Annotated in this window: 21 protein-coding genes, 2 tRNA genes and 1 other RNA gene; 11 read left to right on the forward strand and 13 right to left on the reverse strand. The window is 65.4% G+C overall.

Annotated features, from left to right (window positions below):
* The first annotated feature begins 83 nt into the window (after window positions 1-83).
* Window positions 84-632, forward strand: coding sequence for a HEAT repeat domain-containing protein (locus QFX32_07405; GenBank protein ID MDI9633864.1), 549 nt, complete (start codon window positions 84-86; stop codon window positions 630-632).
* Between the two features lie 89 nt (window positions 633-721).
* Entirely contained in the window at window positions 722-1,231 is a 510-nt protein-coding gene (locus QFX32_07410; protein MDI9633865.1) for a Holliday junction resolvase-like protein, read from the forward strand.
* 16 nt (window positions 1,232-1,247) lie between these two features.
* Here QFX32_07410 and QFX32_07415 read toward each other — a convergent pair whose 3' ends face one another.
* From QFX32_07415 to QFX32_07430, 4 genes are all read right to left on the reverse strand, one after another.
* Window positions 1,248-1,838, reverse strand: a complete 591-nt coding sequence (locus QFX32_07415) for a hypothetical protein (GenBank protein MDI9633866.1) — start codon at window positions 1,836-1,838, stop codon at window positions 1,248-1,250.
* A gap of 7 nt (window positions 1,839-1,845) precedes the next feature.
* The gene (locus QFX32_07420; protein MDI9633867.1) at window positions 1,846-2,475 is read right to left on the reverse strand and encodes a hypothetical protein; all 630 of its coding nucleotides are present in this window, start codon (window positions 2,473-2,475) and stop codon (window positions 1,846-1,848) included.
* 95 nt (window positions 2,476-2,570) lie between these two features.
* A complete protein-coding gene (locus QFX32_07425; protein MDI9633868.1) occupies window positions 2,571-2,945 on the reverse strand; it encodes a hypothetical protein in 375 nt (124 codons plus the stop codon).
* A 101-nt stretch (window positions 2,946-3,046) separates the two neighbouring features.
* Entirely contained in the window at window positions 3,047-4,720 is a 1,674-nt protein-coding gene (locus tag QFX32_07430; GenBank protein MDI9633869.1) for a phospholipase D-like domain-containing protein, read from the reverse strand.
* A gap of 72 nt (window positions 4,721-4,792) precedes the next feature.
* Here QFX32_07430 and QFX32_07435 point away from each other — a divergent pair, with 72 nt between their 5' ends.
* The 3 genes from QFX32_07435 to QFX32_07445 are packed head-to-tail and all read left to right on the forward strand — an operon-like array spanning window position 4,793 to window position 5,848.
* Window positions 4,793-5,380, forward strand: coding sequence for a uridylate kinase (locus QFX32_07435; GenBank protein MDI9633870.1), 588 nt, complete (start codon window positions 4,793-4,795; stop codon window positions 5,378-5,380).
* Window positions 5,381-5,425: 45 nt separating this feature from the next.
* Window positions 5,426-5,587 carry a zinc finger domain-containing protein gene (locus tag QFX32_07440; protein MDI9633871.1) on the forward strand — a complete coding sequence of 54 codons (162 nt, stop codon included), beginning with the start codon at window positions 5,426-5,428 and terminating at the stop codon, window positions 5,585-5,587.
* A gap of 3 nt (window positions 5,588-5,590) precedes the next feature.
* The gene (locus QFX32_07445; protein ID MDI9633872.1) at window positions 5,591-5,848 is read left to right on the forward strand and encodes an elongation factor 1-beta; all 258 of its coding nucleotides are present in this window, start codon (window positions 5,591-5,593) and stop codon (window positions 5,846-5,848) included.
* 84 nt (window positions 5,849-5,932) lie between these two features.
* Here the strand turns inward: QFX32_07445 and QFX32_07450 are convergent, their stop codons facing one another.
* From QFX32_07450 to QFX32_07480, 7 genes are all read right to left on the reverse strand, one after another.
* On the reverse strand, window positions 5,933-6,883 hold the full coding sequence (locus QFX32_07450) for a malate dehydrogenase (GenBank protein MDI9633873.1): 951 nt from the start codon (window positions 6,881-6,883) through the stop codon (window positions 5,933-5,935).
* A gap of 27 nt (window positions 6,884-6,910) precedes the next feature.
* Window positions 6,911-7,225: signal recognition particle sRNA (gene ffs / locus QFX32_07455), an RNA gene on the reverse strand.
* Between the two features lie 13 nt (window positions 7,226-7,238).
* On the reverse strand, window positions 7,239-8,267 hold the full coding sequence (locus QFX32_07460) for a hypothetical protein (protein ID MDI9633874.1): 1,029 nt from the start codon (window positions 8,265-8,267) through the stop codon (window positions 7,239-7,241).
* Window positions 8,268-8,378: 111 nt separating this feature from the next.
* A tRNA-Ile gene (locus QFX32_07465) sits at window positions 8,379-8,453 on the reverse strand.
* A gap of 13 nt (window positions 8,454-8,466) precedes the next feature.
* Window positions 8,467-8,539: transfer RNA gene (locus QFX32_07470), tRNA-Asn, on the reverse strand.
* Between the two features lie 15 nt (window positions 8,540-8,554).
* A complete protein-coding gene (locus QFX32_07475) occupies window positions 8,555-8,896 on the reverse strand; it encodes a hypothetical protein (protein MDI9633875.1) in 342 nt (113 codons plus the stop codon).
* A 31-nt stretch (window positions 8,897-8,927) separates the two neighbouring features.
* Window positions 8,928-9,155 (reverse strand): hypothetical protein, encoded by a 228-nt coding sequence (locus tag QFX32_07480; protein ID MDI9633876.1) that lies wholly within the window; start codon window positions 9,153-9,155, stop codon window positions 8,928-8,930.
* A gap of 61 nt (window positions 9,156-9,216) precedes the next feature.
* Here QFX32_07480 and QFX32_07485 point away from each other — a divergent pair, with 61 nt between their 5' ends.
* The 5 genes from QFX32_07485 (at window position 9,217) to QFX32_07505 (ending at window position 13,654) form a co-directional block, all read left to right on the forward strand.
* The gene (locus tag QFX32_07485) at window positions 9,217-10,344 is read left to right on the forward strand and encodes a Xaa-Pro peptidase family protein (GenBank protein ID MDI9633877.1); all 1,128 of its coding nucleotides are present in this window, start codon (window positions 9,217-9,219) and stop codon (window positions 10,342-10,344) included.
* A 10-nt stretch (window positions 10,345-10,354) separates the two neighbouring features.
* The gene (map, locus tag QFX32_07490; GenBank protein MDI9633878.1) at window positions 10,355-11,230 is read left to right on the forward strand and encodes a type II methionyl aminopeptidase; all 876 of its coding nucleotides are present in this window, start codon (window positions 10,355-10,357) and stop codon (window positions 11,228-11,230) included.
* Window positions 11,231-11,274: 44 nt separating this feature from the next.
* Window positions 11,275-12,552: an ATP-binding protein gene (locus QFX32_07495; GenBank protein ID MDI9633879.1), complete on the forward strand. Its 1,278-nt coding sequence runs from the start codon at window positions 11,275-11,277 to the stop codon at window positions 12,550-12,552.
* 2 nt (window positions 12,553-12,554) lie between these two features.
* Window positions 12,555-13,274, forward strand: coding sequence for an MBL fold metallo-hydrolase (locus tag QFX32_07500; GenBank protein ID MDI9633880.1), 720 nt, complete (start codon window positions 12,555-12,557; stop codon window positions 13,272-13,274).
* Between the two features lie 89 nt (window positions 13,275-13,363).
* Window positions 13,364-13,654, forward strand: a complete 291-nt coding sequence (locus QFX32_07505) for a DNA-directed RNA polymerase subunit L (protein ID MDI9633881.1) — start codon at window positions 13,364-13,366, stop codon at window positions 13,652-13,654.
* 82 nt (window positions 13,655-13,736) lie between these two features.
* Here the strand turns inward: QFX32_07505 and QFX32_07510 are convergent, their stop codons facing one another.
* Window positions 13,737-14,354 (reverse strand): translation initiation factor IF-2 subunit beta, encoded by a 618-nt coding sequence (locus QFX32_07510; GenBank protein MDI9633882.1) that lies wholly within the window; start codon window positions 14,352-14,354, stop codon window positions 13,737-13,739.
* Window positions 14,355-14,444: 90 nt separating this feature from the next.
* On the opposite strand from QFX32_07510, the gene purL reads away from it, so the two are divergent.
* Complete coding sequence (purL, locus tag QFX32_07515; protein MDI9633883.1) at window positions 14,445-16,517, forward strand: phosphoribosylformylglycinamidine synthase subunit PurL; 2,073 nt, start codon at window positions 14,445-14,447, stop codon at window positions 16,515-16,517.
* 225 nt (window positions 16,518-16,742) lie between these two features.
* Here the strand turns inward: purL and QFX32_07520 are convergent.
* Window positions 16,743-17,307, reverse strand: a 565-nt coding sequence (locus tag QFX32_07520) for a transposase (GenBank protein MDI9633884.1), incomplete at its 5' end; no start/stop codon positions are given.

Genomic DNA, 17,307 nt, shown 5'->3' on the forward strand with positions numbered 1-17,307 from the left:
ACGGGCCCCCCACCCACCCGAGCGACGTTCCCAAAAACTTATCAGCGTGGATCCCTAATGCCTGCCGAGGGGAGACTCCGGGAATGGCAGGGAGAGAGGTGACCGAGCGCGAGAAGAGGGAGGCCGAGGAGGCGGCGAGGCGGAGGGCGGTGCGGCGTCTCGCCGCGCTCCTCAAGAGCCCCTACCTCGACGAGCGGTGGAAGGCAGCCGAGAAACTCGGCGTCATCGGGGACGGGTCCGTCGTCCCCGACCTCATCGAGGCCCTCTCCGACCCGTTCGTGGAAGTCTCCTGGATCGCCGCGAAGTCCCTCGGCGAGATAGGGGACGGGAGGGCTTTCGAACCCCTCCTCAAGGCACTCCAGTCCCCGGAGAAGTGGCTCCGCATCGGTGCCGCGATTGGCCTAGGGCGCCTCGGGGACAGGAGGGCGGTCCCCGCACTCGTCCAGGCCCTGAGAGACGAGAAGGCCCTCGTGCGGAAGCACGCCGCGTGGGCGCTCGGCGTCCTCGGCGATCCCTCTGCCCTCGAACCGCTCCGCGCACTCGAGAACGACCCCGACAAGAGGGTGAGGGAGGAGGTCGCCACCGCGATAAGGATACTCCTCTCCGCGGCGGAGTCCGCGCGGGGAACGTGATCTTGGCGGCCCGCCCCGGGACCGCGCCTGCTTTTCACCACTGTTCCGGGTGAAGGGATTTTCCCCGGGGGAAACCCACCTTCCCCCTCATGCAAGATACCACTGTCTCCCTCCTCGCCGCTGTCCTCGCGGCGCTCTTGATCGCGTTCCTGTGGCTCCTCGTCTCCCACGTGCGGCTGCGCGAGAGGGTCGGGGAGAGGGCGCGGGCGATGTTCGAGGAGTGGCGTGCGGAAAGCCTCGAGCGGGAGGCTAAAGAGCGGGCAGAGGTCCTCTGCAGGGAGTGGGTGGCGGCCAACGAGGCGCGGGTGCGGCGGGATGCAGTCGCGCGGAGCGAGGCCGCGGTGAGGGGCAGGGTGACCGAGCACCTCCTCCCCTTCTTCCCCCAGTTTCCCTACAACCCGCGCGACGCGAGGTTCCTCGGGTCCCCCGTGGACTTCGTGGTCTTCTCGGGACTCTCCGCGGGCAGGCTCGAGGAGATCGTCTTCGTCGAGGTGAAGAGCGGGAGGGCGGCCTCACTCTCGGAGAGGGAGAGGATGGTCCGGTCCTGCGTGGAGGAGGGGCGCGTCCGTTACCGCGTGCTGAGAACCGGCGGGGAGTGAGGGGAAACCCGTTTTTTCAGGTCGCAGGGGCCCCGGCCGCGCGCCCCTCGGCTTCCGCGAGCCTGTCCATGTCGATCACGTCGTCGACGTAGGTGGTGAGCTGCGTGAGCAGGAGGGGATCGATCCCTTTCTCCACGGCGAGGAAGATCCCGGGTGTATCGAGGAGGCGGAGCTTGCTCGTGACGAAGTGGATGAACTTCGAGATGTGGACGGACGGCAGGTAGATGAGCATGGTGCTCACCGAGTCGAAGAGGAGGCACGGTTTCTCGCCGGTGGTCGCGTTGAGCACCTCGGTGATGGCGATCCCGAGATCGGTCAGGTTCGAGGGACTATTCACGAACATCGTCTCGGTGTCGTCCTCCGGCACTCTCCCGATGGCATACTTCGTGATCGCGTCGATGAAGGTGATTTTCTTCGTGTCAATGCCCTCCGCGGCGTAGTACTTCCTGAGAATCCCGGAGGGCTGGTTCGTGGTGATGACGACGACCCTGTAGCCCTGGTGAACGAGGCTCTTGATGATGTGGATGTTGCTCTGCTTCAGCCTCTCCGCCGCCGAGAGGACGAGGAAGAGCTTGTCCTGGCCCAGCCTCGAGAGATCGACAGCCATCCTCCCCTCACCTCGTCAGGAACTCGCGGTATGCCTCGGGGATCTCCTCCCTCTCCTCGACAATCTCCCTGTTCAGCTCCCTGAAATTCTCGATTATCTGCTCGAGGTGGGTTATCTGGACAGAGAGCATCGTTTTTTCCTCCTCGGTCACGGGTCCCTCGTCAAGGTGCCTGCGGATCGAGGCGAGGTTGTCCCTCAGCATCTCGAGGGGGCCCTTCATCCGGAGGGTTGCCTCGGAGAGGTACCCGACGAGCGCGGAGTGCTTCTTCTCCACCTCCTCCTTCTTCTCCTGCAGTTCCGCCTTCACCCTGTCCCTCTCCTCCGAGATGCTCGCGACCACCCACGTGACCGCGATGAACATCGCGGCACGGAGGACCGTTGCCCACGAGAAGTCACCCACGACGAGGCTCGTTGCGATCGTCGCCGCCACGAGGCCGACGGCAACGAAAAGCGCCTTCCTGTGGTACCAGAGCGCGGAGAGGACGAGGAGGATGTAGAAGATGTGCGTGTACCCGACGGCCGTCCGGAACATGTAGTGCACGGTCACCTCGAGCCCCGCGCACACGATGCCGAGGACCACGAGGATCCAGAGTCTCTGCCTTACTGTCGTCTCTTTCTCGCCCTTGCCTTCCTCCATGCCCTGTATCCACCCCCTCGCCCTGGAAATCACCGATCTCACTTTGGCCACCGGCAGGCATTAAAATGATCGGGCCCGGATCCCGTGGGGGGCCCTCAAGGGGACGCGATGGGCCGGATGTCACCCGGTGACTGCACGAGGATCTCCTTTTCGCCCCTGTATATTTGGACCGTGCCGACCACGAAGACGGAATCCCCCGCACGCGGCCACCCCCTCCGGGCTGCGTGCGAGGGGACAAAGACCCTCACTCCCCCAACCCTGAGGACCTGGTGACCGCCTCCCTGCGTCGTCCTCGCATCCTCGACGGTCCCCCCGTGGAAGACGAGCTCGCCCTCGCGTGAATCCTGCGAGAATGGCCTTGCGAAGGCTTCCTTCCCCGCGCTCTCCACGAGGATGGAGGCGATGGTGACAGACACGAGGACCGCGATGACGAGCGCGAGCGCGATCTTCTCCTGCCGGACGAGTATCACGATCTTTTGGGTACGTACCCGTGCAACATATACACCCCGCAGGAACGTCCACGCGCACCCCGGTTGCTCTGTCCCGCAGGGGCCCCCATGACCCTCCGGTCTTACCTGCGTCTCCCCCGCTTCAGGGAGAAAACGCACGCGACGAGCACGACGACCGCGACCGCGGCAAGCACCTTTGCCGTGTCCGGGTGGCGACCCGGTTCCCCTTCGCTCCCCGCGGTCTTCCAGTCAGATTCGAAAACTCCCGAGAAGTACGCCCCGACTCCCGGGTGGTCCACTACCAGCGCGGTCTCCCTGTTGAACGCCGGCGAGTTCGCGTTCCAGTTGATGGAGCTCACGAGGACCCTCCTCCCGTCGACGATGACACCCTTGTTGTGGACCTTCAGGATATTCCCGCGGCTCAGGTCCGCGAGCCTCGCCTCGAGCGGGAGACGTTCCGCCGCGGCGATCCCGTTGACGAGGTCCACCATCTCGTCGTTGTCGGCATCGTCCTCCACGTTGTAGGGATAGGAATCGAGCAGCACCCTCACGCGGACACCGCGCCGGGCAGCATCCACCGCGTCGGAAAGGAGGGGGTTCAGCACGCCCGCGGACTCGTTCGCGATGTACGCAACCTCGATGTCGAGGGTCCTCTCCGCCCCCCTGAGGAGGTCGTGCAGGAGGTAACTCGTGTCCGGGGAGACGACGGGCGTGACCGTCGCCCCGGAGAAATCGTACGGGGTGTAACGCGGGGGAGATGCATCCGCGTGCGTGATCTCCATTGTCCCGCCGCCGGCCGGTGCACGCACCGTGTACTTCCCGCCCGCGTCGTGGGAGAAGACGGAGGCGAAGTACTCCGCGAGGCGCCTGTCCCTGACAAAGACGCCCCACCCCCTGTTCCCCTTCTTCCCCCGCTCCGGGAACCCACTGTCCTTGAAGTTCTCGCTCGTGACGAGGACACCCGACCTGTCGACGACCATGTACTTCGCGTGCATGAACCGGTAAGGGGCGTGGACGTCCTGCGTCCCCGACATCGCGGAGACGGGGATGCCCGCGCCCTCGAGCCGCGAGATGACCCACTTTTCCCCCGTGGGTATCCCCCCCACGGGCCCGCCCTCGAGCAGGACGGTGACGTTCACCCCCCTCCCCGCCGCCTCCACCAGCGCCCGGGCGAGGTCCGGGCTCGTGAACTCGTAGACGGCGACGAGGATCTCCTCCCTCGCCCCCGCGACGGCAGAGAGGAATACCTCCCTCGAGCAGTCGGGGGCGACGAAGGCGACCCCGGAGACGCCGTCGAAGCGGGCCGGCGCGAACCGGGACTGGCCCAGCATTAGGATGCGGCGGTCCCACGTCCCGTTCTCGAGGTAGTGGACCTGGCCCTGGCGCGTCGATACCGTCCCGGGCCACTCGACTTTCTGGACCGGATACCGGTTCCAGAACAGGGTGATCTCGTCGCGCGTGTTCGCGAGCTGGAACCTGCCCGTCCTCTCCATGTCGGGGACGAGGGGGGAACTCCCCTCCCACTCGTAGTCGGGGAGTACCCCGTGGCTCCGCCTGTATGCCTCCGCGTCGCGGGCAACGACGCACCGCCCCGAGAGGTGGGAGCCGGGAGGGAACCGCAGGCTCCCCTCCCCGTCGCTGACCACGATCCCGTCGAGGGGGCCGCTCCCCTCGAGGACGAAGTATTCGTCGAGGTCTTTCTCGAGGTACGGGTCGGGGCAGAACTCGACGAGGGCGAAGGCAGAAACGGGCGAGATGAGCAGGACCAGGGCGAGGACGAGGGGTACCCTGTGCATCCTCTATGAATGGTGCGACGGGAAACAATTAACCTGCTGGAACGTCCCACATTTCCCTCCGGAGGAACCGGCATGTTCTCCCCCCCGCTCGTCATCAAGCTCGGAGGGAGCCTGTACTCGAGGGCTGGCGAGATCTGCGCCTTCCTCCTCGAGAGGTCTCCCCCCGTGCTCGTCGTTCCCGGGGGCGGGCCCTTCGCGCGGGCGGTGAGGGAGACGGGCGCGGGAGGGACGGCAGCGCACTGGATGGCCGTCGCCGCCATGGAGCAGTTCGGGTGGTATCTCTCGCGCTTCGGTATCCCCGTCACGGGGCAGCTCTCCGTCTCCGAGGGGCCCCGCGTGCTCCTCCCCTACATCCCCCTCCGCTCCGCAGACCCCCTCCCGCACTCGTGGGACGTGACCTCGGATACGATCGCCGCGTGGTGCGCATGGACGCTCGGCGTCCCCCTCGTCCTCCTCAAGGCGGTGGACGGCATCCGCTCCGGGGGGAGGCTCCTCCGGCGCGTCGACGCGCCGGTCGAGACGGGTGACGTGGATCCCTGCTTCCTCGGGTTCGTCCTCGAGCGCGGGGTGCCCGCGGTGGTCATCTCGGGGCTGCGGCTTGAACGGCTCGCCGCCGTTCTCGACGGCGCGGTGCCCCGCGGGACAACCATCGGCTTTTAAGTCTCCAAAGGTCAGATAGTACGAGATACTTTGCAGGGAGAACCCATGCCATCCAGAAAGTGCACCTCATGCAATGCGCCGCTTGCCGAGAGGGGCGCAACGGAATTCGGATGCCCCACGTGTGGCCATGAGATCAGGAGATGCTTCCGCTGCCGCGAACAGAGTATTCCCTACGTCTGTCCGAGGTGCGGGTTCACGGGGCCGTGAGCCATGGGAACGGTGGCAGTCATCCTCAGGGTCATGCCCGAGTCGCCCGAGGTCGACCTCGCGGGGCTGAAGGAGGCGATACGCAGGGAGGTCCCCGCCGTGAAAGACATCCGCGAGGAGCCCATCGGGTTCGGGCTCAAGGCACTCGTCGTCGCGGCGCTGGTGCAGGACGCGGGGGGCGAGACGGATGCCCTCGAGGCAGCGATCCAGAAGATACCCGGCGTCGAGCGGGCAGAGATCACCGACGTGACCCTCACCTGAAAAACCGGGAGATACCCTGCCGGATTTTTTCCCCTCGCGGGGTCACGGCCATGGAAGGGCGCGGGTCCCGCAACCCCTTTTCGTTCATTCCTTCCCGAGCTTCTCGAGGACGGCGGTGGTGATACTCCTTATTTTCTCCACCGATACCCTGAACTTCGCGACCTCGTCGTCCGATATCTTGATGGGGACGGGGAATACGCCCTGCCTGTTTATCCTTGCCGGGACACCGATGCACACGTCGCCTATCCCGTGGACCTCGCTGCGGATGTAGGCAGAGACCGTGAGGATCCTGTTCTCGTTCCCGAGCACTGTCCTCACGAGCGTTGCGATGGCTTCTCCCGGGCCGTACACGGTCGCGCCCTTGTTCCTGATGATCTCTTCCCCGCTCGACCTGACGCGCCCCATGATGTCTTCCATGGGGAGCCCGTTGAATGCGGGCAGGTTCGAGATCTGGATGCCCCCGATGGTGGTCGCGGACCAGAGCGGGACCATCGAGTCCCCGTGTTCCCCGATGATGCGGGTGTGGACCTCGCTCACGTGGACCTTGAAGTGACGCGCGATCAGGAATTTCAGGCGCATGGAGTCGAGGTGCGTGCCCAGGCCGAACACCTGGTGGGGTGGCATGTGCGCGTAGCGGAGCGCGACGGACGTCATCACGTCGACGGGATTCGTCACCATGAGGAACATGGCCCGCGGTGCGTGCATGCCGATGGCCCCCGCCATCTTCGACACGATGCGGGCATTCTCGAGGGCGAGGTCGAGCCGGTCCTGGCCTGGTTTCCTGGCCACTCCCGCCGTGCAGACGATCACGTCCGAGTCTCCCGCGTCGGCGAAACTCGTCGTCCAGGAGAGGTCGACGTCGTGTCCCGCCGCGGCGAAACAGTCCGAGAGGTCCCTCGTGATCCCGGCGAGGAGGTTCTCCCGCCCCTCCCTCCCGTGGAGGAGGATCTTGTCGACGTAGGGAATGTGCCCGATTGTGTGGGCACAGAAAGTGCCAACGTTTCCGGTCGCACCCAGGATTGTCACTTTGGCCATTTCGACTACCCGTGCCCTCCGAGGTGATTGGGGACACGTTCTTTGGTCGACGGCCCGGCACTGCCCCCTCCCGGCAAAGGTCTCCTCCGCCCCGCACCCCCATGGGCGCCGAGTGTCCGCGGTGAGTCTGCTCCCTTCCGGGCCTGAACCGGTCCCCGCGACAGCGGGCCACGGACCCCCTCCGGGGTCCTGGTTCCCGTCCACCGACCTCATGGGACGAGGTTTCAACGTCGACCCGTACCGTTCGAAGGCAGCCCGGTTCCGCCTTCCTCGAACTTCGCCCCCCGCATATCGACGGTTTCGGGTTACAGGTGACGCCGGGCCACCCGGGCTAGTCCCCGTATGATATTGCGGCCTATGGGATAAATACATCTCCGGGTACCTTCCCCCGCCACTCGGCGATAACCTGCCTGTTCGCCTCCGCGTCGGACTTATCGAAGAGATCGATGACGGCGCACACCGGTTCCCTCGGGAGCACCCTGTAAAGTTCCCTGTAATCGCCGAAGAAGACGGAGATGGTCCTCTCCCCCGCCGCCTCTGCGACCGCGACAGGCTCCCTCGAGACGCGGCGCCTCCTCATCTCGTCGTACGGGAGGTGGAACGCGACGTCCCGGATGCCGAGGGCCTTCCTGTTCACGCGGACGTTCTGCGCCGACCAGTAGGCGGCAGCGTACCACGCGTCGTTGAGGATCACCTCCTGTACACCGTGCAGCGCGGCGCACAGCCCGAGTGTCCCCGTCCCCGCGCAGGCATCGACGAAGACGCGGGGGAGTCCCGCCTTGAGGCGCCGCTCGACCGACGCGATCTTCGGGTTCCTCGGCCGCGGGAACTCGATGTGGATCTGTGACTGCTGCGTGTAGATGACGAGGGGGCCTGCTCCCGTGGGGAATACCCCCGCCCGCACGTCGCAGCCCGCGAGGAGCTCGTAGGTCTTCGGGGGCTCCCCGAGATCCGGGTCGACCGCACCCGGGACGAAGTCTCCGGACCGCACGACCCCCTTCGCCTCCGGGACTTCCGCGACGATCCTCTCCGCGGCGGCCGGCGTTACGGCGGGGGAGAGGAGGACGAGCGACCCTGCAGGGAGGAACGGCGGGCCCGCCGTGAAGACACCGGGGTGGATCAGCGGCGATCCGACCGCCCGGAGCGGTTCCCTCCCGGAGAAAATCCCTTCCTCGAGGTAGATCGCGTAGAGGTGGGAAAAGACCTCGTCGATGAACCGTTTCCCGCACGCGCAGGGCGGGAAGACCGTCCTGTCCGGCGGGGGAGCGTTCTTGTCGAGGACGCGGTACCGGCACATCCTGCAGGGGGAGAAGAGGTCCGGCAGCTTGTCGAGCACGGCGGGGGCTTCCTCGATGCAGTCGCCGCCGCACACGGGGCACTCCATGCACCGTGGTAGGAGTCCCCGGTTCATAACATGGTCGGTGGGTGGGACCTGCGGGATTTCCCGGTCCCACCCGCGGGGAAAAAAGGAGAATGTACCGTTCGGAATTTCTCATGGGCCCGATGCGATTTGAACGCATGACCGCCCGGTTATGAGCCGGGCGCTCTGACCGGACTAAGCTACGGGCCCCGGGTCGAAAAAGCGCCGCCAACAGGACTCGAACCTGTGACATGCTGGTTAACAGCCAGCCACTCTACCAACTGAGTTATGGCGGCACGCGCGGTATGCCCTTAGAGGTTGTCCTTGCCCGTGTTAAATGTAGCGGATGGGTTTTCCCCCTCGTCCCCGCCCCCGCCCTTCATCTGGACGAGGAGCGCGATCATCCTGTCGATCTCCTCGTCGAGCACCTCGAGGAGCCTCTCGCCGGCACGCGTGGCGACCGCGCCGGCGGAGGATGCCTGGATGTACCCCATCTTTTCGAGGACGCGGAGCGAGTAGCGGATCCTGTGGGACGGGAGTTCGAGGAGCTCGGAGAGCTTCATGATGCCGATGGGCTGGTTTGCAACGACGGAGCGGAGGACCTGGACGTGCCGCCTCATGAGTTCTATCTCTTCCTTCACCCTCCCTATCATCGCCTCCACCCTGTACCCGTCTCACGCGCCCTCACGCATGGTCCTCGAGCCACCTCTTCGTCGCCCTGTACTCACCCCTGAAGTACAGGGCCAGCCCGGCCGCGAGCGAAAGGGAGAGGGCCGAGAGGGGAACGGCGAGCGCGGGCGGTGCCTTGAAGAAGAGGACGATACCTGCCGCGGCGAGCAGGACCACGCCGTTGAGGAGGATCGCGAGCCTGTAGAATTTCCACCGGAACTTCTCCCTTGTCTCCGCGTCCATCACTGGATAGTCAGCTCCAGAATAAAAGTACTTGTGGGATTGCAACGCACGTTTTCTCCGCATGGACGCGCTCGACCGGGCACTCGTCGAGGGGGGTTTTGGAGCGTACGTCGCGTACGGGACCTCCTCCGATGCAAACATCCTCTACCTCACCCGGTTCTCCACGTCGGACCCCATCCTCTACATCCGCAGGCCGGGCGAGAGGGGGATCATCGTCGTGCCGCAGATGGAACTCGAACGTGCGGCGAGGGAATCCGTCGCGGCCGTGATATCGCGGGCAGAGGCGGGCTTCCCCGAGGCCACGGGGGAGGAGACCGACATCTGGAAGGCGACTGCCCGCGTGATCTCGCGTCATGTGGAGGGCGCAATCCTCGTCCCGCCGGGGTTCCCCTCTGCCCTCGGCCTCGAGCTTGCGAAAGAGAGGACGGTCGCGATCGACAGGGACGTCCTCCCCGCGATGCGCGAGGTCAAGGCGGCAGGAGAGGTCGCCTCCATCAGGCGCGTCCAGCGCGCCTGCGACGCCGCGATGGAGAAGGCCATTAGGATGATCCGGAAGGCGAAGGTGAGGAAGGGGGTCCTCTACCGCGGGGCGGTTCCCCTCACCTCCTCGCTCGTGAGGTCCGCGATCCACCAGCACCTCGTGCGCGTGGGGTGCACCCCGGGAGAGACGATCGTCTCGTGCGGCGGGGAGACCGCGATGCCCCACGCGAGGGGGGAAGGGCAGCTCGTGGAGTGCGCGCCGATCGTCATCGACATATTCCCCCGCGATCAGGAGACCGGGTACTTCTCGGACATGACGAGGACGGTGTGCAGGGGGGAGGCCCCCCCGGAGATCGCCGAGATGCACGCGGCGGTGCGCGACGCGCAGGACCTCGCGGCCCGGCTCCTGAAACCGGGGGCATCCGGGGCGGAGGTGTACAGGGAAATCGTCGACTTCTTCCGTGACGCGGGCTACGAGAGCGGCTCGCGGGGGTTCGTCCACAGCCTCGGCCACGGCGTCGGCCTCGAGGTCCACGAGAGGCCGTCGCTCGGTCCGTCCGGGGGGAGACTGAAGGAGGGGAGCGTCGTGACGAACGAGCCGGGCCTCTACTACCCCGGGACGGGCGGGGTCCGCATCGAGAACACGGGCGTGGTGAGGCGGCAGGGTTTCGTCTCCCTCACGCGCTTCCACAGGGACCTGGTCGTGTGAGGCAGTTCGCGTGAAGGACGAGGAGATCGACCTCTACATCGAGGCGGGGAGACTCGCAGCTCGGATACTCGCGAAGGCCGCTGCCGAAGTCCGCGAGGGGACGACCGTGCTCTCCCTTGTAGAGAAGGTCGAGGGCATGGTCCTCGACGCGGGCGCGGGACTCGCGTTTCCCCTCAACGTCTCCCGGAACGAGGACGCGGCGCACGACACCGCCGGGAGGGAGGACGGGAGGACGTTTCTCCGCGGGGACGTGGTCAAGGTCGACCTCGGTGTCCACATCGACGGGTTCATCGCGGACTGCGCGACGACCGTGGACCTCGGCGACCACGGGGAGCTCGTCGCGGCCTCGCGGGAAGGCCTGGAACGCGCCATTGCGCGCGTCCGGCCGGGGGTGACGACCGGGGAGCTCGGGGCTGCCATCCAGGAGGCAATCGAGTCGCGGGGGTTCCGGCCCGTCGCGAACCTCACGGGCCACGGCCTTTCGAGGTACACGATCCACACGCCGCCCAACGTCCCGAACGTGGGGTTCCACGGCGGCGCGGTCCTTAAAGAGGGGATGGTCTTCGCGATCGAGCCGTTCGCGACGACGGGCAGCGGCCACGTGACCGAGAAACCGAGGACCGAGATCTTCCAGCAGGTCTCTGTCAAACCCGTGCGGATGCCGGCAGGGAGGAGGATCCTCGAGGAGATACGGGAGAGGAGGGGCATGCCGTTCTCGCGCCGCTGGCTCTCCGATCCCCGGGCCGACATCCCGCTCGCATCGCTCGCGAGGGAGGGTATCCTCCGGAGGTACCCCGTCCTCTCGGACGTCCCGGGATCGCTCGTTTCCCAGGCCGAGCACACGCTGGTCGTGACCGAGGACGGCTGCATCGTGACGACCGGATGAGATACCCTTAAAAAATTCCAGAAGAAATGAACTTGGTTACAGATATGCCTGTCGACGACGAGGTCCTCAAGCTCGTGGAGGTCGTCCTCACGGCCGAAATTTTCAATTCGCACCCGTCCCTCGATGCCAATGACCTCACCCCCGAGTGCAGGGCACTCTTCGGCATCGACGGGTGCGGCGATGTCAAGCGTCCTGTGCACGTGAGCGAGGGCACGGTGAAGAGGGGACTTGGCATCCCCGATGCCTGCAGGAAACTTCAGGGGACCCCGGTCGTCACCTGCGAGGAGTTCGGGCAGAGGATTAGGGTCACGACGCTTGAGCCTGCGGCGAGGTGGTTCCTGCGGCAGGGGGGACTCCCGCTGGTCGGGAAGAACCCTGTCCTCGCGTACTACTTCCGCGGCCTCGAGCAGGTCCCCGTCTCCTACGAGGAGGTCCGGGAGAAGAATCCCCCCGTGGAGGACACGCGGGCGTTCCTCCAGGCACGCGTCGAGAAGATCGTCGCGGGCGACGAGCACCTGAAGGCCGCACTCGACCTCGTCATCCTGAGCGCGCCGGAGGAGATTGAGCAGGACTTCGAGGACCTCGTGTGCACGCCCGTGCAGGAGGCAGTCATCAGGAAGATACAGGTCGCCCGCTCGCACAGGGACTTCCTGCGGCGGCACCGCATCCACGAGATCGGGAAACTCCTCTTCGTCGGACCCCCCGGGACGGGCAAGACCTCGCTCGCCCTCGCCCTCTCGCGCAAGCTCCACCTCCCGGTCATCGAGGTGCGGCTCTCGATGGTCACGTCCCAGTACCTGGGGGAGACCTCGAAGAACATCGACCGCATATTCGACCTCGCGAAGGCGCTCGCGCCCTGCATCCTCTTCATCGACGAGTTCGACTTCGTGGCGAAGAGCAGGGTCACCGATGACCACGGCGCGATGAAGAGGGCGGTCAACTCCCTGCTCAAGAACATAGACCAGGTGAATCTCGTCCGGCACGGCGTCCTCCTCATCGGGGCGACCAACCACCCCCAGCTCCTCGACGCCGCCGCGTGGCGGAGGTTCGACGAGGTCGTGGAGTTCGGCCTCCCCGACAGGGAGATGCGCCTCTCGATCCTCGGGAAGATCGCGGCAGGCCTCCCCGTCCGCGTCGATTTCGCGGACCTCGCGGACAGGACGGAAGGGTTCTCGGGGGCAGACCTGCGCATCATGGTCAAGGAGGCCCTCCTCTCCGCCCTCATGGAAAAGAGGGAAGAGATACTCCCCGCCGACATCGAGCGCGGGATCGCGGTCGTGGAGAGCCGGAACGCGATCCGGTCGCAGAACTGGCTCACATAGGGATGAGGGTCGTCCTCCTCGGGACAGGGGATGCGGTCGGGACACCCCGGATCGGGTGCTCCTGCACCCAGTGCTCGACGGCGAGGGAGACGGGGAGGGAGAGGCTCCGGACGTCGCTCCTCTTCTCGGACGGGGAACACACCGTCCTCGTCGACACGGGGCCGGACCTCCGGAGGCAGCTCCTCGCCTGCGGGTCCCCGCGGGTCGACGCCGTCCTCTGGACGCACGGCCACTACGACCACTTCATGGGATTCGGGGAGTTCTACAGGGTCCAGAAGATCCCGCCGGTCTGGGCACCGCACCCGGTCGCGGATTACTGCGGGAGGATCTTCTCGTTCCTCGACTTCCAGAGGCACGGTGTCGGGGAGTACGAGTCGTTCCGCATCGGCGACACAGAGTGGACGTTCCTGCCCGTCTGCCATCCCCCCGCCTACACGTGCGGCCTCCTCGTCACCGACGGGGACGTCCGCATCGGGTACACCTCGGACACGAACAGGAACATCCCCGGGCGGACGAGAGAACTCCTCGAGGGGGTCGACCTCCTCCTCGTCGACGCGCTCCTCCCCGGCAGGCTCCACGTCCCCAAGCACATGAACTACGAGGAGGCGTGCGCGCTCGCGGAGGAACTCGGCGTCGCGGACTTCCGGTGCGTGCACATGAGCCACCTCGTCCCGTGGGACCTGCCCCACCTCGGCAGGGACGGCGAGGAATTCAGGTTCTGAGCGCCGGCGGCCAAAAAGCGCGGATCTCCACCGCCTGTCTCCTCCCACTCCCATATCTATATAGGATTCCAGCGCCCACCCTCTTACCGATGAATATAAAGGTCCTCGAACTGACGAAGGACAAGGCGAGGCTCATCATCCAGGGAGAGGGTCACACGTTCATGAACGTCCTCACGGAGGAGATACTTGCCGACCCCGACGTCGATGTCGCCAAGTACCTCATCAAATTCCAGTTCTCTGACCCCGAGCTCCTCGTCACGACGAACGGGAAGAAGGACCCCCTCCAGGCGATCGCGGACGCGTGCAGGCGCATCTCGAGGACGTGCGACGAACTGCTCGAGAGCGTGAACTCGTCCGCAAGGCCGGGCACCGGCCGCTAAAATTTCCTTCTCCCCGCGGTTTTTCCCTGTTATCGAAGAGAAAAGGAGATATCCTGTACCGGCGGCGCCTGGCCTTCTCCCCTCAGGGTGGGAGCCTCTCGGTGAAGACTATCGAGCCCGAGATCCTCGTGATTCTGACCTTCACTTTCTGGCCCGGTTTCCCGCCCGGGATGTAGATGATGTACTTGCCCATCCTCACGATGCCGTCACCCCTCTTGCTCGTGGACTGAACCTCGAGGTCGAGCGTCGCCCCCTCGGAGATCTCGCTCGCGACCGGCTCGGTCCTCGCCTTCCTCTTGCGGACGGGCCTGTGTCCCCCGCACGCGTCGCACCGGAGGATGAGGACGCGGTCGTCCTTCACGAGGCGCGTGTCGGGCTTCCCGCACTCCGAGCAGATGACGTAGTCCTCCGTGTAGGACCGAACAAGCGAGTTGATGAGGGACGGCTCGAACTTCCCGTTGAATATCGCCCGCGAGCCGTCGATCTTCCCCGCGGTCCCGAGTTCGCCGAGGAGGAACTTCATGAGGTGGTCCTTGTCGCGCCGGAGGATGTCCGCGATCTCGGCGAAATTCTCGAGCACCGTCGTCTTGCCCTCGATGTAGGCGCGTGCCTCGGGGACCGAGAACCGTTCGGTCGACTCGGCCGGCTCGGTGACGTGGGTGTAGGCCTTCTTGAGGAGGGTCTCGTAAGATTCAACCATCGTTCTCCTGTATGTCCGCGGGAGTAAAAAACGCCTCCGTCCCGGAATGCCCGCTGCCTTTTTGAGCGTGCAGCATGAAAGAATACCCGCATGCTATCTGCCCGGGACCTCGAGGTGATCAGGAACGCGCTCGGCCGGGAGCCGACAGACGTGGAACTCGCCTGCTTTGAGAACCTCTGGAGCGAGCACTGCAGCTACCGGTCCACCCGCGCCCTCCTCGCGACGCTCCCCACGACGGGTCCCGGCGTCCTCCTCGGCCCGGGCGACGACGCGGCAATCGTCCTCTTCAACGAGAGGACCGCTCTCGCGGTCGGGATGGAGAGCCACAACCACCCTAGCTACGTCGATCCCTACAACGGCGCGGCGACGGGCGTCGGGGGCATCGTCCGGGACGTCCTCTCGATGGGTGCCCGGCCGATCGCCCTCATGGACCCCCTCTACTTCGGGCCGCTCGACAGGGAGAAGAACCGGTACCTCTGCGAGCACGTCGTCGCGGGGATCGGGGGATACGGGAACTGCATCGGCGTCCCGGTCGTCAGGGGCGACCTCGCCGTGGACCCCGACTTCTCCGGCAATCCCCTCGTGAATGTCGTCTGCGTCGGGACGGTCGATCCGGGTGCGTTCCTCACTGCGCGCGTGAAGAGGCCGGGCAACAGGCTCGTCCTCGTCGGGGCGTCGACGGGCAGGGATGGCCTCGGCGGCGCGTCTTTCGCGTCGCGTGACCTCTCGGAGGATTCCAGCGCGTCCGACAGGCCGAGCGTGCAGATCGGCGATCCCTACACGGAGAAACTCCTCATCGAGGCAATCCTCGAGATGGCCGCGACGGGGAAGGTCCTCTCGTGCAGGGACCTCGGCGCGGCAGGCCTCGCCGGGGCCTCGAGCGAGATGTGCAGCACGTTCGGCGGGCACATCTGGGCAGAGAAGGTCCACCAGAGGGAGCGGGGCATGCACCCCGTCGAGATCATGCTCGCCGAGTCGCAGGAGAGGATGCTCCTCGAGGTCGCGCCGGGGGACGTCCCCCTCGTCGGGGGAATCGCGGAGAAGTACGACCTCGGCTGGAGCGAGGTCGGGATGGTCATCGAAGAGCCCGTGTACCGGGTGACGTTCCACGGGCGGGTCGTCTGCGAGCTCCCCATCCAGCTCCTCGTCGGGGGTGCCCCGGCGTGCATGTGGGAGTGCAGGCCGTACGACGCCTCGCGGCCGTTCTCGAGGCCCCCGGGGGACATAAAGGACCTCGCCCTGAAGGTCCTCTCCCACCCCGAGGTCGCGCGGAAGAACTGGATATTCGAGCAGTACGACCACGACGTCCAGCTGAGGACCGTCTCCCTCGGCCCGGACGCGGCCGTACTCCGCCTCGACGGCGAGGCCCTCTCGCTCTCGTGCGGCTGCAATCCCCGCCACATATACCTAAAGCCCTACGAGGGGACCGCGAACGCCGTGCTCGAGAACGCGTCGAACCTCGCGTGCGCGGGCACTGCCCCGATCGCGATCGTCAACTGCCTCAACTTCGCGAGCCCCGTCCACCCCGAGGTATTCTGGCAGCTCTCGGAGTGCGTGAGGGGTCTAGGGGATGCCGCGAGGATGCTCGGCGTCCCCGTCGTGGGGGGAAACGTCTCCCTCTACAATGAGAGCGACGAGTTCGGCACGCGCATCAAGCCCACCCCCTCCATCGGGATGCTCGGGAAGGGTCCCCTCAACCCGCCCGTCCGGCCCGGCGACGGCTGGGGCCTCGCCCTGCTCGGGGAGACCGGGGCGCACTTCGGGGGTTCCGTCCTCGACGCCGTGACGGGGTGCGGGGGGGAGGCGCCGCCGGTGGGGAGTGCCGAGTTCCTCTCCCCTGTCCGGGAACGCGTCGCGTCCTCGCGGGGGATCGCGGCGACCGATCTCTCGCAGGGGGGTCTCCTCGGGGCCCTCGCCACGTTCCCGCGGGGCTGCTCCGTCGCGCTCGACTGCGACCTCTTCCCCGCCCTGTTCTCCGAGACATACGGGAGGTTCCTCCTCGCGTTCCGGCACGAGGACGACATCGCGGGGCTCCCCTGCAGGGTCATCGGGACACTCGGGGGCGACCGGATCGAGGTGGCGGGGAGGGGAGGAAGGCTCGTGCTCGATGCAAAAGAGGTCGAGGATGCCCTCTCTTCCCTCACACGCACCATGACGCACTGAAAAATGGTGCGGGGCCGGCGTGCCGTGCCAACCTTTTGCGGAGAATATGCAAGAATAGTTCATAACTGTGCGCCACATCCGTATTCTCACTACTGGGGGCCGGATGAATGAATCCGGTAAACCCACACGATACACGAATGACGGGGAGAGAGAAAAAAATCATGTCTCCGGGAACAGGGTATCTTCAAAACATTCGAGAAATACACTTTTAACCCCCTCCCCAAATCACCATTCAGCCAACCGTTGTAATTGAATCTTATCGCCCAATCCCAGAGAAATTACGAGTCCGAGTAAAAGTACATTCAGGCAGACCGTCTTTTTCACAGATCGCGTCGTATACTTGTGGATCCTCTTCAAACCGAATGCATTTTTCGCCATTTTGAAGACATCCTCGATGAGGGATCTCTTCTCCACGAGTTGGATCTCGTCGCGGAGGTACATCACCAACCGGCGCGCCAGGGAAGTGTATCTCTGGACGAGCTGTTTCGTATCAGACCTCCCGGAAATCCAGAGGGGAAAATTGAGTTTCCTGAGCAGTTTGGGTAATGAGAAGTTCCTCTTAGCGAAGATCGCCGGGACGATGCTGAACGCGAAGATTCCCTCCACGTAGTTATCGTACGCGTAGTATCCCTTATCGAAAACGATTGTATCTCCAATCCGAATGATTCTGCGCCTTTTCAATTCACTCACGATTTCACGGAAAATGGTGGAGTCGTGGGGAGATCCCGGATGGAGCAGGAAACAGACCGGCCGCAGGGAATGCGCATCGAGTGCGAGAGTGAGTTTGTAG

Origin of the sequence: Methanolinea sp. (genome assembly GCA_030055515.1) — an archaeon.
Taxonomy (GTDB): domain Archaea; phylum Halobacteriota; class Methanomicrobia; order Methanomicrobiales; family Methanospirillaceae; genus Methanolinea_A.

Coding starts and splice junctions, on each gene's coding strand:
- QFX32_07420 (MDI9633867.1), bottom strand. CDS start 2,475: ATGGAGGAAGGCAAGGGCGAGAAAGAGACGACAGTAAGGCAGAGACTC.
- QFX32_07505 (MDI9633881.1), top strand. CDS start 13,364: ATGAATATAAAGGTCCTCGAACTGACGAAGGACAAGGCGAGGCTCATC.
- QFX32_07435 (MDI9633870.1), top strand. CDS start 4,793: ATGTTCTCCCCCCCGCTCGTCATCAAGCTCGGAGGGAGCCTGTACTCG.
- QFX32_07460 (MDI9633874.1), bottom strand. CDS start 8,267: ATGGAGTGCCCCGTGTGCGGCGGCGACTGCATCGAGGAAGCCCCCGCC.
- QFX32_07485 (MDI9633877.1), top strand. CDS start 9,217: ATGGACGCGCTCGACCGGGCACTCGTCGAGGGGGGTTTTGGAGCGTAC.
- QFX32_07410 (MDI9633865.1), top strand. CDS start 722: ATGCAAGATACCACTGTCTCCCTCCTCGCCGCTGTCCTCGCGGCGCTC.
- QFX32_07475 (MDI9633875.1), bottom strand. CDS start 8,896: ATGATAGGGAGGGTGAAGGAAGAGATAGAACTCATGAGGCGGCACGTC.
- QFX32_07480 (MDI9633876.1), bottom strand. CDS start 9,155: ATGGACGCGGAGACAAGGGAGAAGTTCCGGTGGAAATTCTACAGGCTC.
- QFX32_07495 (MDI9633879.1), top strand. CDS start 11,275: ATGCCTGTCGACGACGAGGTCCTCAAGCTCGTGGAGGTCGTCCTCACG.
- purL (MDI9633883.1), top strand. CDS start 14,445: ATGCTATCTGCCCGGGACCTCGAGGTGATCAGGAACGCGCTCGGCCGG.
- QFX32_07430 (MDI9633869.1), bottom strand. CDS start 4,720: ATGCACAGGGTACCCCTCGTCCTCGCCCTGGTCCTGCTCATCTCGCCC.
- QFX32_07500 (MDI9633880.1), top strand. CDS start 12,555: ATGAGGGTCGTCCTCCTCGGGACAGGGGATGCGGTCGGGACACCCCGG.
- QFX32_07405 (MDI9633864.1), top strand. CDS start 84: ATGGCAGGGAGAGAGGTGACCGAGCGCGAGAAGAGGGAGGCCGAGGAG.
- QFX32_07510 (MDI9633882.1), bottom strand. CDS start 14,354: ATGGTTGAATCTTACGAGACCCTCCTCAAGAAGGCCTACACCCACGTC.
- QFX32_07445 (MDI9633872.1), top strand. CDS start 5,591: ATGGGAACGGTGGCAGTCATCCTCAGGGTCATGCCCGAGTCGCCCGAG.
- QFX32_07415 (MDI9633866.1), bottom strand. CDS start 1,838: ATGGCTGTCGATCTCTCGAGGCTGGGCCAGGACAAGCTCTTCCTCGTC.
- QFX32_07450 (MDI9633873.1), bottom strand. CDS start 6,883: ATGGCCAAAGTGACAATCCTGGGTGCGACCGGAAACGTTGGCACTTTC.
- QFX32_07440 (MDI9633871.1), top strand. CDS start 5,426: ATGCCATCCAGAAAGTGCACCTCATGCAATGCGCCGCTTGCCGAGAGG.